Genomic DNA, 14,700 nt, shown 5'->3' with positions numbered 1-14,700 from the left:
ATTCCGAACCCGGAAGCTAAGCCTTACAGCGCCGATGGTACTGCAGGGGGGACCCTGTGGGAGAGTAGGACGCCGCCGAACAATCTTTCAGAAGAGCCCCCATCCGGATCCCGGATGGGGGCTCTTCGCATTTTAAGGTAAGCCCAATGAACCGGGGTTGCTTCGACCACCGGCAGGTAGTCCTAGGTCCACCTCGAGATTGGGGTGCCATGGCCAATGTGCCTGGCGGGCGGTTCCTGAACACTGATGGAGGACGATCGGTACCGGCATCAGGAGCTTCCCGTGACAACAGTGAGTCGTACGAGCGGCACGTCCGTACGTGCTCGGGCCCAGGCGGCCTTCGCGGCCGGCGGTGAGGGGCTGGCGCGGCTCGTCGTGGTGGTGTTGGCCGCCGTGCCGGGGGCGGTGCTGCCGGTGGGCGCCGCGCTCTTCGCGGGGGTGGTGACGTCCCAGTTCCTGCAGGAGTACGACCTGGAGGTCTTCTTCGCCCTGCTGGTGGCAGCGGCTGTCGGCGTCGTCGTGGCGGCCGCCAACATCCGCCGCACCGCGAACCGTACGCGCGGGCAGCTGGAGCGCTGGTTCGGCGTACGCCTGCCGGCGGTGTACGAGCCGCGGCCGGGGCTGGAGTTGGACGATCGCGGGCACTGGTGGACGGGGTACTCGTATCACCGCTCGCGGACGGTGGCGAAGTACGCGCAGCTGGTCCACTGGGGCCTGCGGGACCGGACCACCCGTGGCGAGCTGGCCTGGCTGGCCGTGAACCCCTTCCTGACGCTGGCCCTGGCCGGGCCGGTGGTCGCCCTGCTCGTGCTGGGGGTGACCTTCATCCCGGCGGGGTCGGTGCCCACGCACGGGTTCGGCCTGCTGAGCCCGCGCATGGAGTCGATCCTGCTGAGGATCGTGTTCGGGGTCGCCATGATCGTCGTCGGGATACTCGCGGCACCGTTCGCGGTGCGCGCGTACGCGGAGGCGGCCCGCCGGGTGCTGGACCAGGACGGCCGGGCGACGAATGCCCAGCTGACCAGGCGGGTGGCTGAGCTGACCGAGACGCGGGCGGACGCGGTGGGCAACCAGGCAGCCGAACTGCGGAGGATCGAACGGGACCTGCACGACGGCGCGCAGGCGCGGCTGGTCGCGATCGGGATGACCCTGGGCACCATCGAGCACCTGATGGACACCGACCAGGCGGCCGCGCGGGAGCTCCTCGCCGAGGCCCGGCAGTCCTCGGCCCGGGCCCTGCAGGAGCTGCGGGACCTGGTCCGGGGCATCCACCCGCCCGTGCTCGCCGAGCGCGGACTGGGCGACGCCGTCCGGGCCCTGGCGCTGGACAGCGCGCTGCCGACCGAGGTGTTCGTCAGCCTGCCGGACCGGCCGCCGGCACCGGTGGAGGCAGCCGTGTACTTCAGCATCTGCGAGCTGCTGGCCAACGCGGCCAAGCACTCGGGGGCGGACCAGGTGTGGGTGGACATCCTGTACCGGGCCGGCTTGCTGCGGGTCACGGTGACGGACGACGGCGTGGGCGTGGCCGATCCCTCGCGGGGGACCGGACTGCGTGGAATCGAGAAGCGATTGGGTACCTTCGACGGTGTCCTCGCCATCGACAGCACGTCGGGCGGTCCCACCACCATCACCTTGGAGTTGCCGTGCGGGTTGTCCTCGCCGAGGACCTCTACCTCCTTCGCGAAGGCCTGATCAGGCTGTTGGAAGCGCACGGCTTCACCGTCGTCGCGGCGGTGGAGACGGGGCCCGAGCTGCTGGAGGCGCTGCTCACCCACCGCCCGGACGTGGCCGTGGTCGACGTCCGGCTGCCCCCGACGCTCACCGACGAGGGGCTGCAGGCGGCGCTCAAGGCCCGCCGGGAGATCCAGGGCTTGCCCGTCCTGGTGCTGTCGCAGCACGTCCAGCAGCTGTACGCGCGGGAGTTGCTGGCCGACGGCACCGGCGGGATCGGTTACCTGCTGAAGGACCGGGTGTTCAACGCGGGGCAGTTCATCGACGCGGTCCGCCGGGTGGCGGCGGGCGGGACGGCGATGGACCCGGACGTGATCGCCAAGCTGATGCAGACCACCTCGCGTCGGCCGGGTCCGCTGCTGCGGCTGTCCCCGCGCGAGCGCGAGGTGCTGGAGCTGATGGCCGAGGGCTGTTCCAATTCGGCGATCGCCGCCCGCCTTTCGGTGAGCGACGGCGCGGTGGCCAAGCACATCGCCAACATCTTCACCAAGCTCGAACTCGCCCCGGACGAGGACGCCAACCGCCGGGTCCTGGCCGTGCTGGCCTACCTCAACGGGACGGCGCGGCAGAGCAGCTGACGGTCCGGCCGGTCCGGAGGGGCAGGTCGACGCGGGCCGCGACTTCTGTTGTGCTGCCGCCCGTCACACCCCAGGCTGCGGGAACGCTTAAACAGGTGTACGAGTAAACTCCGGTGGGCCGAGCCCGGAGGTTGCTCAGCCGTCCGGCGGCCCGACCAGCGGGAACCGGCAGTCGAGGCAGCGTACGGCCGCAGCCGACATCCAGGGGTTGATAGACGTAATGGCACGCCCAACGCTCACCAAGGCCCATCGGGGCCTGCTCGGCCTGGTCGCGGCCGGCGCCTGCCTCATCTCGGGCATCGGTTTCGCGGGCTCGTACAACGCGGTGCGCGAGCTGGCCCTGGAGAAAGGTTTCGGCGCCTTCTCCTACGCCTTCCCGATCGGCGTCGACGCGGGCATCGTCGTGCTCCTCGCGCTCGACCTGGTGCTGACCTGGCTGCGGATCCCCTTCCCGATGCTGCGGCAGACCGCCTGGCTGCTGACCGTCGCCACCATCGCCTTCAACGCGGCCGCCTCCTGGGGCGACCCGCTCGGCATGGGGATGCACGCCGTCATCCCGGTGCTCTTCGTCGTCGTGGTCGAGGCCTCCCGCCACGCGGTCGGCCGGATCGCGGCGATCACGGCGGACCGCCACATGGAATCGGTCCGGGTGATGCGCTGGCTCCTGTCCCCGGTGCCGACCTTCCGGCTCTGGCGGCGGATGAAGCTCTGGGAGCTCCGCTCCTACGAGGAGGTCATCCGGCTGGAGCAGAACCGATTGGTCTACCGGGCGCAGCTGCGCTTCCGCTACGGCCGCGGCTGGCGCCGCTCGGCGCCGATCCAGGCGCTGCTGCCGCTCAAGCTCGCCAAGTTCGGCGTACCGCTGGACCCGGCGCTGCTCGACCGGCTGGACGACGAGGGCCGCGAGCGCGAGGCCAAGGAGGCCCTGACGGTGCAGGAGCCGCAGGGGCTCGCGTCCCAGGAGGGCCGCACCGCCGCCATCGCTCCGGCGGGAGCCGCCCCGGCCGGTCCGCCGCAGCAGCTGCAGCCCACGCTGCAGGCGCCGCACACTCAGCAGGTCCAGCAGGTCCAGCAGGTCCAGCAGGTCCAGCAGGTCCAGCAGGCCCAGCAGGCCTGGCAGGCCCCCGAGCCCCAGCAAGCCCAGCCCCAGCAGCCCCAGCCCCAGGCGGAAGCCCCCGCCGCCGTCGCACCGCTGCCCGCCGAGGTGGCCGCGCCCATGCTGGCGAAGCTGGCGGCGGTCCGCCTGCGTGCCGCGCAGGAGCCGGAGGAGGCGCCGGACGCGGCCCCGCAGCCGCGCCACGAGGAGCTGAACGTCTGGACCGAGCGCCCGGTCCGTACCACCGGTCACCCTGCCGACGCCGCCCCGGGCGGGCGGGTGCCCGGCCAGGCCTCGCCCTGGTTCAAGCCCCCGCGCCCGTCGGCGGAGGAGCCCGTCCCTGCCGCTGCCTCCCCTGCCGCTGTGCCCGCTGCCGCGTCCCAGCCGCAGGCCCAGCACCCGGCCGCGCCGCAGCAGGCGGGCCGACCCGTCGAGCCGCAGCAGCAGCACCAGCAGCCCCGCGAGGCCCGGCAGTCGGAGCATTCGGCCCAGCCGGACGCGCCGGTTCCGGCCGAGGAGCCCGTCCAAGCCGGGCAGTCCGAACCCCTCCCGGCGTCCTCGCGTCTCGACCCGGACCTCGCCTACGAGGCACTCGTCACGTACATGGACAACCACGGCCACCAGCCCGACCCGCAGCGCCTCGCCGACTGGCTGACCAGGGAGTACGGCGTCGCGGGCAAGGGCCCCGACGGCTCGGTCCACCCCAAGGAGGTCGCCGAGCTGTACCCGGAGCTGCGCGACCGCTACGCCGCCGCCGGGAGGGACTGACCGGAGCGGGGCCCGCCGTCCAGCGCTCGGTCGGCCATTGACGCCCGACCTCGCCGGAGCTACCTTCACCTCAACAAATTGTTGAAGTGCTGGTTCGGCGTGGAGGAGTGCGGATGTCGCAGGTCGAGGTCGACGGAAGCGGGCCGACGGACGGGGCCTCCTTCTCCGCTGCCGCCCGAGCCGCCGTGGAGGCGCTGCTCGCCCCGGTCGACGCCGACCTGGCGCGCCGCTACCCGGGCGACTCCGGGACCAGGCAGCCGGTGCACACCGTCTACGTTCCGGCCGATGCCTTCGCCGCCGACACCGTACGGGAGTGGGGCCGTCAGGCCCTGGCGACCTTCGACACCCACGCCGGCACCCCCGCCGAGCTGGCCCGCGCCCTCGGCGTCGCCGACGACGAACTGCTCGCCGACGTGCACGCCCGGGTCCGCGCCAAGCTGGAGCGCGAGCCGATCGAGGACCTGCGGATCGACTTCGAGGACGGCTACGGCCCCCGCCCCGACGCGGAGGAGGACGCGGCCGCCGTCCGGGCCGCCGGACTGGTCGCCGCGGCCGTGGCCGAGGGCAGCGCCCCGCCGTACATCGGCATCCGGATCAAGTGCATGGAGGCGGCGGTCCGCGCCCGCGGCATCCGCACCCTGGAGCTGTTCCTGGCCACCCTGCCGGCGGCCGGCGGCCTGCCGGAGGGCCTGGTCCTGACCCTGCCCAAGGTCACCTACGCCGAGCAGGTCACCGCGCTGGTCCGGCTGCTGGAGGACTTCGAGCGCCGGGCCGGGCTGCCCGCCGGCCGGATCGGCTTCGAGATCCAGATCGAGACCACCCAGGCCATCCTCGGCCCGGACGGCCGGGCCACCGTCGCCCGGATGATCGAGGCCGCCGAGGGCCGCGCCACCGGCCTGCACTACGGCACCTTCGACTACAGCGCGGCCTGCGGCGTCAGCGCCGCCCACCAGAGCATGGACCACCCGGTCGCCGACCACGCGAAGGCCGTCATGCAGGTGGCCGCGGCCGGCACCGGGGTCCGGCTCTCCGACGGTTCGACCAACGTCATCCCGACCGGCTCCACCGAGCAGGTGCACGCCGCCTGGAAGCTCCACCACGACCTGGTCCGCCGCTCACTGGCCCGCGCCTACTACCAGGGCTGGGACATGCACCCGGCGCACCTGCCGACCCGCTACGTCGCGGTGTACTCCTTCTACCGCGAGGGCCTGGCGGCCGCCGCCGCCCGGCTGACCGCCTACGTCGCCAAGGCGGGCGGCGACGTGATGGACGAGCCGGCCACCGCCCGGGCGCTCAGCGGCTACCTGCTGCGCGGCCTGGACTGCGGAGCCGTCGACCTCGCCGAGGTCACCGCGCTGACCGGCCTGGACCGCGAGCAACTGGACGCCCTGTCCGGCCGCTGAACCGAGGCCGCTGCCGCCGGGAACGACCGTTCCCGAGAACGACTGTTCCCCGGAACCGACGTTCCCGGGTCGCCGACCCCGCAGCCGCTGATCGCTGCGCCCGTGCGCCAACTAGGCTGGCGGTGCCGCCCCGGCAACCCGGGGCGCGCGCCGCCAGCCTTCGCCGTTCCCGGGAGAACCACCGCGCCATGTCCGCCACGCCGGAGCCCACCGCCAGGCCGTACCTCACCATCCGGCGGGCCGGCAGCCACGAGATCGAGATCAAGAAGTCCCGGTTCATCTGCCACCTCGCCCGGGTTACCGACGAGGAGGAGGCGCAGGCCTTCATCGCCGGCATCCGCAAGCAGTACTGGGACGCCCGGCACAACTGCACCGCGTTCGTGGTCGGCGACGAGCAGCGCCGCGAGCGCTCCAGCGACGACGGCGAGCCCGGCGGCACGGCCGGGGTGCCGATGCTGGAGGTGCTGCGCCGACGCGGCCTGACCGACACGGTCGCCGTGGTCACCAGGTACTTCGGCGGGATCAAGCTCGGTGCGGGCGGCCTGGTGCGGGCGTACGGGAACGCGGTGTCGGAAGCGGTGGACGGGATCGGCCTGCTGGAGCGACGGCCGGTCGCGCTGCTCGCGGTGACGGTGGACCACGTCCGGGCCGGGCGGGTGGAGAACGACCTGAGGGCGGCCGGGTACACGGTGAGCGACCTGGCGTACGAGGCAGCCGGGGTGCGGATCGAAGTGGGCGTGCCGGAACCCGAGGTGGCGGCCTTCCACACCTGGCTGGCCGAGGCGACCGGGGGCACCGCGACGGGGATCCCGGCCGGTCGCACCTACGTCGAGGTGCCGGTCTGACGGTCCCGCCCGGCAGCGCCGCCCGGCGGGGTCGGCGGGCGGGGTCGATGGGCGGGTCGGTGCGGTGGGCGCAGTCGGCGCGCCTGGATTGGGAGACACATCCGGCCACATCGCCGCCGGCCCGTTTGGGTGTCCCGAGGGGCCTGCCCTAGGCTGAACCGGCCGTCGGCCAGGCGCCGCCCGGCAACCTCAGGACGCCTCCAGGAAGCCGTCGCGATGCCCGTCGTCCAGACCATCACCCTGCCTCCGGGCGCCGACACCGGCTGGCACTACCACCCGGGCCGGGTCGACGTGGTGGTGCTCTCCGGGACGCTGACCCGGACCCTGCACGACGGCCGGGTCGAGGTCAGCCGTGCCGGTGACTCCCTGGTCGAGGAGGCGGGGCCGGTCCACATCCACCTCGGCCGCAACCTCGGGACCGAACCCGTGGTACTGATCGCGAACTACGCCGCCCCGGCGGGCTGTCCGCTGGCCGTACCGGTCACGGAACCCGCCTGGAGCCGCAGCTCAGCCGGGCCTGCCGGAGCCTGAGTGAGGTTCCGGAGGATCCGGACGGGACAGCCCGTACGCGTCGCCCGCGCCGCTCGCACGGGCGGCGTCGCGTAGCCCAGGCTCCGCGCCACGCGGAAGACGGCTTGAACAGATTCACCCGAACGTAGGGTCATGGCCCGGACTTGGAACTTCCGCTCCGGGCCGTGGCGTTTCCTGGGCAAGGATCCGGCAGAACCGGACGAAACCCATCGATGGAGGACACAGGACCCCACCCCGCACCACGGAGGTATGCGCATGACCTCAGACCGCTGGACTCCAGACCGTTCGACCTCGAACCGCTCCCGCTCGCACGCCGGTGCCGATCTCCCCGGCCCGCGCGGTCCCGCGACGCCCTACCGGATGACCGTCACCACGGCTCTCCCGCACGCCGAGGCGCTCGCCCTGGCCGACGAACAGCTCGCCTCCTGGCTGAAGCAGGAGGGTTGCGAGGAGCCCCCGCCGGCCGTTCACGCCCCCGCCGGCCGGCCCCTCACCGGCCAATCGTTTGCCGGACAACCCTTCGCCGGGCAACCCCCCGCCGCACCGGCGTTCGACGCACCGCCCCCCGAAGGCCCGGGGCTCGCCGAGCGCCTCCGCCTGGGCGAGCGCGTCCTGCTCGACCGTGACCACGGCCCGCTGCGCGGTGGCCCGGGCGCCGGCCGCTACGACCGCCGCCGCCTGCGCACCCCGGCCCCGCACGGCACCCGGCAGCTCACGCTCACCGTGGCCACCGGCGCCGACGGCCTCACCTGGGTCCGGCTGGAGGCCGAGACGCACAGCACCGGCAGCGGCGTGCGGACCCCGTGCCGGGTGCCGGTGCCCGAGCTGGCCCGCTCGCTGCTGCCGCTGCTCGACGCCACCGACGGCCCGGCCGCCGTCCACTCCGCACCCCGGGTGATCACGGCCGACGGGGTGGACGCCCTGATCGACGAGCTGTGCGACCCGGAACGCCGGCTGCCCACCGTGGTCGCCAGCGTCCCGGTGAACCTCCCGCTCGACCGCTGGGTGGAGGACGTGGTCGGCCCGCTCTGCCACCAGCTGCCCGGCCTCGCCACCGCCTACGTGCTGGATCCCGGCGCCCGCACCGGGTTCAACGTCGCGCTGGAGTACCACACCGTCTACGGCGGGGCGGTGCGCACCTACCTGCCCGAGGTCGACCCGGCCTCCCGGCAGGACGGCGCGCGGCATCCGGTGCTCGCCCGAGGCCGAATAGAAGAGGACCCGCGCCGCGCCGCCGGGCTGCTCGCCCGCGAACCGCGCCGCCTCGCCGCCGACCAGCCACTGCCGCCGCCGCTGGCGGCCGTCCCGGTGCTTCGCGTCCCGCCGCCGCTCCGCCCGGCCGCCGGGCAGGCCGTCGTCCGAGCCGAACTGGCCGACCTGGCCCACGAGGAGCAGCAGGACCGCGCCGATCAGCAGGCCAGGGCCGACGAGCTGGAGCAGGTCCGGCGCACCCTGCGCCTGGAGCGTCGTGACCGCCGTGACCGCCGAGAGGGGGGCGAGCGGGGGCAGAGCCGGGAGGGCCACGACACCCGGGACGCTCGGGAGGGCCGGCTCCGCCCCGGGGCCCGCTCCCTGACCGGCCGCCACTGCACCGCGTCGGGCACCGGCCAGGCCCTCGGGCAGCGCGCCGTCGCCCAGCCCGCCGAGCGCTGCGGAAAACCCGAGAGCTTCACCGAACTCATCGCCAGACTGGGCGAGTTCCCGCTGCTGAGCTTCACCGGGGACCAGAAGGCCGCACTCGCCCTGGACGAGCTCCAGCGCACCGGCGCCGGGTGGGCCCGGCTCGCCTGGGACGGCCTGACCGCCCTTCAGGAGTACGCCGAGGCGGCCGTGCGGGGCACGGCCGGCGGGGACTTCAAGCAGTGGTGCGAGCACACCCCGACGGGCTGCCACCGCTTCCCGCCCCGCAAGGCCGTGCGAGGGGAGTCCCGGACGGTGTTCAGCCACACCAAGTGGAAGCGCGAACGGATGCTGCCGGTGCCGGAATGCGTGGACGCCTCCCGGCGCGCGTTCATGGGCGCGCACCTGCGGATCGGCGGCGGCCGCACCGCGCCCCGGCTGCACTACCTGGACGACTGCTCCGGCAGTGGTCGGATCTACGTCGGCTACATCGGTCTGCACCTGACCAACACCCGGACCAACTGACCGGCTTGGCTGACCGCCGCGCCCGTTCGGTGGACAATGTCCGGCAGGGGGTGGGTCCGCGGGTTCGCCGACCGCCCCGGGCAGGCGCCGGACGAGCATGGGGGAACGACGACCGATGCAGCACTCAGCAGACGGCCGGTCCGACGGCACCACCACCGTCCGGGTCCCCCAACCGGGCTTCCTCGCCTCGGTCTTCCGCGACCTCGGTGTCGACGAGTCCCCGGCGCCGGACGGCGCCGCCACCGGTCGCCCCGGCGGGGGCCCGGCCGGTGACGGCCCGTCCGTCCCGGGCCCCGCCGGCGGCGCCGATCCCGACGCCGCCGACCCGGGCACGGCCGATCCCGGCACGGCCGACCCCGGCTCGGTCGATCCCGGCGCGGTCGACCCGGAAGAGGCCGTCGCGGCGCACGCCCGGGCCGCCGCCCTGACCCACCACCGCACGGTCACCGTGCGGGCCGAGCACGACCGGCTGACCGACCTGCTGCGGCGGGCCGCCCTGCCCGTCTCGGCCATGGACTTCGAGAGCCAGCTGCGCCACTACGAGGCCCGCCCCTACCCGGCCGACGGCCCCGGCGTCGCCGGCGTCCCGGAGCCCCGCTGGGAGGACTTCACGCCCGCCGAGCCTGCCTCGGCCGACCCCGAGCGCGGCCCGTCCCGCCGCCTGCTGGACTCCGGCTACCAGCGCGAACTGGCCCAGGCCCGGCTCTCCCACCAGCGCGCCCTGCGGGAGTGGCGCACCCGTCGGGCCGAGGCCGGCAGCCCGGCCGCCGACGAGTCCCGGCGCGCCCACGAGGCGGCCGAGGAGGCCCGCGCCCGCGCCGTGCGCGAGTACAACGAGAGCCTGGAGGAGTGCCGACGGGCCTACCGGCTGGCCGAGCCGGCCGCCGTGGAGTCACTGCTGGAGCGGGCGCTGGCCGCCGCCGAGACCGCGACCCAGGACCTGCCCGCCCCCTGCCGGGCGGTGTTCCGCCCGCTCACCCGCACCGCCGTGCTGGACCTCGACCTGCCGCCGCTCGACCTGGTGCCCTCGCTCACCGGCTACCGGCTCGCCCCGGACGGCGACATCGTCCCGGTGCCGCGACCGCCGGCCGACCGGGCCACCGACTACCTGCGACTGGTCGCCCGGCTCGCCCTGCGTGCCCTGCAGGCCGCCGACGCCGTCGACACCGACGAGATACTCGCCGGCGTCGTCCTCAACGGGTGGCTGCGCGAGCCCGGCGCGGCCGAGCCGCTCTGCCTGGTCAGCGTGGACGCCGACCGCGACGCGCTGGCCCGCACCCGGCTGCTGCCGCCGGAAACCGCGTACGAGGAGCGCGACGACGAGGGCGTCTACGCCGACTCCGAGCAGGACGAGGCCCTCGTCCGGCTGCGTCAGCTCGGCGCCGCCGTCACCCCGGACCCGTACGACCGGGCGGGCGTCCAGCCGGCCGCCCAGGCCGGGGCCACGGTGCCGGCCGCGCCCGACCTGTCCGCCAACGAGTTCGCCCAACTGGTGCGCGACCTGCTCACCCGGGGCGGGATCGCCGACTGGAGCGTCCGGCTGCGCGGACCGGCCGGGCTGGTGGCCACCGGCGCGGGCGCCCCCGGCAGCGCGCTGCCCGGCCGCTGGGTGGTCTGGGCCTCCCGGGGCCCCGAACCGGTCACCGCGGAGCAGATCACCACGCTGGCCGAGGCGGTCCGTGAGGAGTCCGCCGAGCGCGGCCTGCGGTTGACCACCGGCCGCTTCACCGACGAGGCCCTTGACCTCACCGCCGACGAGAGCCACCGTCACATCCACTTGGTCGACGGCGACGGAGTCCGCGAACTCGCCCGCACCCACCTCGGCCTGCCGCTCGCCGCCGGCCGCTGACCGTCCCCACCTGCCGGGACCACCCCGACGGCCCATCCGGCGGGCGCCCCACCAGGCCCGGACCGAGGCTGAGGAGCGGGCCCCGTCCGCGCCCGGCACCCCGGTCGACAACAGTCGAACGGCCGTCCGGTACGGTCGGCGGTCGGCCCGGTCACGGGCGGACCCCAGGGGGAGAGGAATGGGCAGAGCGCTCGGCAGACCACACGGCGGCACCGGCCAACCGGCCGCACCTGCGGCGGAGACGGCCCGATGACCGCCGTCCTGGTCGCCGCCGGGGCGTTCCTGATGACGCTGATCGGCGGCTTCGTCGCCCAGCGCACGGGCGACCGCCGCCACCTCGTGCTCGGCTTCGCGGCCGGCCTGATGCTCGGCGTGGTCGCCTTCGACCTGCTGCCCGAGGCGATCCACCAGGCGCCGGGCGAGGTGCACGGTGTGCCGCAGGCGCTGCTGATGTTCGCGGCCGGCTTCCTTGCCATCCACGTGGTCGAACGCGCGGTCGCCATCCACCGCGGCCACGAGGGCGAGTACGCCGAGCACACCCACGGCGGCCACCACCACGGACACGCCCACACCGCCGGGCACCAGGGCGTCGGGCTGACCGCCGCACTGGCCCTGGTCGGGCACAGCGTGATGGACGGCTTCGCGATCGGCGCCGCCTTCCAGGCCGGCACCACGGTCGGCACGGTCGTGGCCATCGCGGTCGTCGCACACGACTTCGCGGACGGCTTCAACACGTACACGATCACCCGGTTGTACGGGAACAACCGGCGGCGGGCGCTGACGCTGCTCGCGGCCGACGCGGTGGCCCCGGTGTCCGGTGCCGCGATCACCCTGGCGTTCACCATCCCGGAGCACATGCTCGGCCTCTACCTGGGCTTCTTCTCCGGCTTCCTGCTCTACCTGGCGACCTCCGACATCCTCCCCGAAGCCCACAGCCCGCACCCCTCGCGCAGCACCCTGCTGTGCACCGTCGCCGGGGTCGGCTTCATGTGGCTGGTGCTCGGCTTCGCCAAGTAGGACCGCTGAGGCGACCGGGGCCGCCGAGGGCCAGGGCCGGGGCCGGGGCTGCCGAGGGCTACCGCCGGCTCTGCCCCGTCCCCGTACGCCCCTGCTCCTGCTCCTGCAGCCGACCCCAGCACTTCCGCATCGAGGCCAGCGCCTCCGTGATGGCCGGCCGCCGGGAGGCCTGGGAGCGCCAGAGCGCGAAGACCCGGCGGCTCGGCTCCGGCGTCACCCGGCGGGCCGTCACCCCGGGCGGCAGCGGCCCCCGTCCGAGCCTCGGCACCAGGCCCATCCCGAGACCGGCCGCGACCAGCGCGATCTGGGTCTCGAACTCGCCGACCTGGTAGCGCACGTCCGGCTCCTCACCGGCCTCGCGCAGGGTGCGGACCAGCCAGTCGTGGCAGATGTTGCCCGGCGGCACGCTGATCCAGCGCTGCCCGCACAGCCGTTCCACCGGCACCGGGTCGAGCGCGGCCAGCTCGTCGCCGGCGGGCAGCAGCAGGTCCACCGGGTCCGTCCCGAGGTCCATCCGGGCGACCCCGTCCTGCACCGGCAGCGGCACGGTCGGCCAGTCCTGCACCAGAGCCAGATCCACCTCGCCCCGGGCCACCAGATCGGCCGCCGGGTACGGATCGCGCTCCAGCAGCCGCACGTCGAGCTCCGGGCAGCGCCGCCGCAGATCGGCGAGCACCCCGGGCATCAGCCCTCGCGCACCGGACGCGAACGCGGCCACCAGCAGCCGGCCGACCGCCTGGCCGCGCTGCTCCTCCAGCCGTACCTCGGCCTGCTCCACCAGCCCCAGCACGGTCTGCGCGGTGGCGGCCAGCTCGCGCGCCGCGTCGGTCAGCACCACGCCCCGGCCCTGCCGCTCCAGCAGCACCGTCCGGGTCTCCCGCTCCAGCTTGGCGATCTGCTGCGAGACCGCCGAGGGCGTGAACCCGAGCGCGGCCGCCGCCCCGCCGACCGAGCCGTGCACCGCCACCGCGTGTAGCGCCCGCAGGCGCCCCAGATCCATCATGCAGTGATCCTAAAGTGTCCTCTTCAGAATTCATCGCTAGTGCTACACGGTCCCGCGCCACCATGCTCGACCCATGACCGCGACACCCGCCGCCGCGAGCGGCACGAGCAGCACGACCACGAGCGGCAGCAGCACGAGCGGTACGGGCATGAGCGCGCCCCACATCGCGCTGGCCGTCCTGGTGGCCGCCATCTGGGGCCTCAACTTCGTCCTGATCCATGTTGGCCTCGACAACTTCCCGCCGCTGCTCTTCTGCGCCCTGCGATTCGCCGTCGTCGCCGTGCCGGCGGTCTTCTTCGTCGGCCCGCCCAAGGTGGCCTGGCGCTGGGTGGTGGCGGTCGGCGTGGTCCTCGGGGTGGTCAAGTTCGGGCTGCTCTTCCTCGGCATGCACGCCGGGATGCCCGCCGGCCTCTCCTCCCTGGCGCTCCAGGGGCAGGCCGGCTTCACCGCGCTGTTCGCCGCCGTGCTGCTGCGCGAACGCCCCGGCGGGCACCGGCTCCTGGGCCTGGCGATCGCCTTCGCGGGCATCGCGCTGAGCGCGTACGACCAGGGCGCCGGCGGCCCGCTGGGTGCCTTCGCGCTGGTCGTCCTGGCCGCCGTCGCCTGGGGTCTGGCCAACGTGCTGACCCGCAAGGCGGCGCCGCCGGACGCGCTGCGCTGGATGATCTGGGTCAGCGCCGTCCCGCCGCTGCCACTGCTCGGCCTGTCCCTGCTGGTCGAGGGCCCGGAGGCGGACCTGCGCGCGCTGCGCGAGATCACCCCCGCCGGGCTCGGCGCGATCGGCTACGTCGGGCTCGTCTCCACCCTGCTGGGTTTCGTCGCCTGGAGCTTCCTGCTGCGCAGCTACGACGCCACCGCCGTCGCGCCCTACTCGCTGCTGGTGCCGGTGTTCGGGATGTCCTCGGCCTGGCTGCTGCTCGGCGAGCGGGTCAGCCCGACGGCCGCCGCGGCCGCGCTGCTGGTGATCGCCGGGATCGGGATCACCGCGCTGCGTCCGGGGGCGTCGAGCGCCGCGGCGGCCCGGCTGCGAGGAACCGGGCCTCGGCGGAGCGCAGCACTCGCAGCAGCACCTCCTCGTCGGCGGGGCTGACCTCACCGAAGTACTCCTGCGCCACCTCGTCCCGGACCTGCCCGATCCGCTCCACGGCCGCGCGGCCGGCCTCGGTCAGCAGGATCCGCACGGCCCGCCGGTCGGCCGGGTCGGGGCTGCGCTCGACCAGGCCGGCCTCCTCCAGCGCGTCGACCACGGTGGTGGCCGAGCGCGGGGCGATGTGCAGCTTGTCGGCGAGGTCGCTCAACCGCATCGCGTGGTCCGGCGTCTCGCAGCCCGGCACGTGGGCGAGGGTGCGCAGCGCTCGGGCCTGGCCGGGGGTGATGCCGTACGGCTCCAGCCGCCGGCCGGTCTGGCGGCGGATCCGTTTGATCGCCCGGGTCATCGCGTCCGCCAGTTCGGCGGTGGAGTCGGTGGAGTCGGCGGCGTCGGCGGAGCGGGGGGAGTCGGGCGGAGAGTCGAGGGAGCCGGGCCGGGGGTCGGAGGAGGGGCCCGCCGGGTCGTTGGTCGGCGTGGTGGTCATCGGCGGTCTCCTCGGCTGGGGTCCGGCCAAGCGTAGCGACCGGGTCCGGCGCTCTCGGTGGTCGGCCGACGACGGTCGGGAAAATATGTTGAGCTTAGCTCAGTATCTGGGCTAGCGTAGGGCGAGTGAGGGGACCCTAAGTTCCCTCCCCGACCCTGGA

The 14,700-nt window shown here is 74.5% G+C and carries 12 protein-coding genes and 1 rRNA gene; 11 read left to right on the top strand and 2 right to left on the bottom strand.

Translation table 11 applies throughout. The annotated features are described in order from the left end of the window. The 10 genes from rrf to ACZ51D_RS39645 form a co-directional block, all read left to right on the top strand. Nucleotides 1-81: ribosomal RNA gene (gene rrf / locus ACZ51D_RS39690) — 5S ribosomal RNA — on the top strand; the annotation flags it as partial. Between the two features lie 201 nt (nt 82-282). Next, nucleotides 283-1,692, top strand: a complete 1,410-nt coding sequence (locus ACZ51D_RS39685; RefSeq protein WP_465665114.1) for a sensor histidine kinase — start codon at nt 283-285, stop codon at nt 1,690-1,692. After that, nucleotides 1,644-2,309 (top strand): response regulator transcription factor, encoded by a 666-nt coding sequence (locus tag ACZ51D_RS39680; RefSeq protein WP_465665112.1) that lies wholly within the window; start codon nt 1,644-1,646, stop codon nt 2,307-2,309. Before ACZ51D_RS39685 ends, ACZ51D_RS39680 begins: the two co-directional genes overlap by 49 nt. A gap of 220 nt (nt 2,310-2,529) precedes the next feature. After that, on the top strand, nt 2,530-4,173 hold the full coding sequence (locus ACZ51D_RS39675) for a DUF2637 domain-containing protein (RefSeq protein ID WP_465665110.1): 1,644 nt from the start codon (nt 2,530-2,532) through the stop codon (nt 4,171-4,173). Nucleotides 4,174-4,286: 113 nt separating this feature from the next. Continuing rightward, nucleotides 4,287-5,576, top strand: a complete 1,290-nt coding sequence (locus ACZ51D_RS39670) for a DUF6986 family protein (protein ID WP_465665108.1) — start codon at nt 4,287-4,289, stop codon at nt 5,574-5,576. A 188-nt stretch (nt 5,577-5,764) separates the two neighbouring features. Continuing rightward, a complete protein-coding gene (locus ACZ51D_RS39665; RefSeq protein WP_360505340.1) occupies nt 5,765-6,421 on the top strand; it encodes a YigZ family protein in 657 nt (218 codons plus the stop codon). Between the two features lie 216 nt (nt 6,422-6,637). After that, nucleotides 6,638-6,952 (top strand): cupin domain-containing protein, encoded by a 315-nt coding sequence (locus ACZ51D_RS39660; RefSeq protein WP_396290261.1) that lies wholly within the window; start codon nt 6,638-6,640, stop codon nt 6,950-6,952. Nucleotides 6,953-7,207: 255 nt separating this feature from the next. Further along, nucleotides 7,208-9,097 (top strand): hypothetical protein, encoded by a 1,890-nt coding sequence (locus tag ACZ51D_RS39655; protein WP_465665106.1) that lies wholly within the window; start codon nt 7,208-7,210, stop codon nt 9,095-9,097. 115 nt (nt 9,098-9,212) lie between these two features. Further along, a complete protein-coding gene (locus tag ACZ51D_RS39650) occupies nt 9,213-10,946 on the top strand; it encodes a restriction endonuclease (RefSeq protein WP_465625263.1) in 1,734 nt (577 codons plus the stop codon). A gap of 249 nt (nt 10,947-11,195) precedes the next feature. Next, entirely contained in the window at nt 11,196-11,963 is a 768-nt protein-coding gene (locus ACZ51D_RS39645) for a ZIP family metal transporter (protein WP_360505334.1), read from the top strand. A 58-nt stretch (nt 11,964-12,021) separates the two neighbouring features. Here ACZ51D_RS39645 and ACZ51D_RS39640 read toward each other — a convergent pair whose 3' ends face one another. Further along, nucleotides 12,022-12,966: a LysR family transcriptional regulator gene (locus tag ACZ51D_RS39640; RefSeq protein WP_360505332.1), complete on the bottom strand. Its 945-nt coding sequence runs from the start codon at nt 12,964-12,966 to the stop codon at nt 12,022-12,024. A gap of 148 nt (nt 12,967-13,114) precedes the next feature. Between ACZ51D_RS39640 and ACZ51D_RS39635 the strand changes: the two genes are divergently transcribed. Further along, a complete protein-coding gene (locus ACZ51D_RS39635; protein ID WP_465665120.1) occupies nt 13,115-14,056 on the top strand; it encodes an EamA family transporter in 942 nt (313 codons plus the stop codon). Here the strand turns inward: ACZ51D_RS39635 and ACZ51D_RS39630 are convergent. Then, the gene (locus tag ACZ51D_RS39630) at nt 13,947-14,540 is read right to left on the bottom strand and encodes a MarR family winged helix-turn-helix transcriptional regulator (protein WP_465665104.1); all 594 of its coding nucleotides are present in this window, start codon (nt 14,538-14,540) and stop codon (nt 13,947-13,949) included. The genes ACZ51D_RS39635 and ACZ51D_RS39630 overlap by 110 nt on opposite strands. Between the last annotated feature and the right edge of the window lie 160 nt (nt 14,541-14,700).

The organism is Kitasatospora sp. NPDC033851 (assembly GCF_055576085.1).
This window is presented reverse-complemented; position numbering and strand designations above follow the sequence as displayed.

Excerpts from the sequence above, each read along its gene's own strand:
- ACZ51D_RS39675 (WP_465665110.1), top strand. The coding sequence starts at position 2,530 with ATGGCACGCCCAACGCTCACCAAGGCCCATCGGGGCCTGCTCGGCCTG.
- ACZ51D_RS39670 (WP_465665108.1), top strand. The coding sequence starts at position 4,287 with ATGTCGCAGGTCGAGGTCGACGGAAGCGGGCCGACGGACGGGGCCTCC.
- ACZ51D_RS39665 (WP_360505340.1), top strand. The coding sequence starts at position 5,765 with ATGTCCGCCACGCCGGAGCCCACCGCCAGGCCGTACCTCACCATCCGG.
- ACZ51D_RS39660 (WP_396290261.1), top strand. The coding sequence starts at position 6,638 with ATGCCCGTCGTCCAGACCATCACCCTGCCTCCGGGCGCCGACACCGGC.
- ACZ51D_RS39655 (WP_465665106.1), top strand. The coding sequence starts at position 7,208 with ATGACCTCAGACCGCTGGACTCCAGACCGTTCGACCTCGAACCGCTCC.
- ACZ51D_RS39650 (WP_465625263.1), top strand. The coding sequence starts at position 9,213 with ATGCAGCACTCAGCAGACGGCCGGTCCGACGGCACCACCACCGTCCGG.
- ACZ51D_RS39645 (WP_360505334.1), top strand. The coding sequence starts at position 11,196 with ATGACCGCCGTCCTGGTCGCCGCCGGGGCGTTCCTGATGACGCTGATC.
- ACZ51D_RS39640 (WP_360505332.1), bottom strand. The coding sequence starts at position 12,966 with ATGATGGATCTGGGGCGCCTGCGGGCGCTACACGCGGTGGCGGTGCAC.
- ACZ51D_RS39635 (WP_465665120.1), top strand. The coding sequence starts at position 13,115 with ATGAGCGCGCCCCACATCGCGCTGGCCGTCCTGGTGGCCGCCATCTGG.
- ACZ51D_RS39630 (WP_465665104.1), bottom strand. The coding sequence starts at position 14,540 with ATGACCACCACGCCGACCAACGACCCGGCGGGCCCCTCCTCCGACCCC.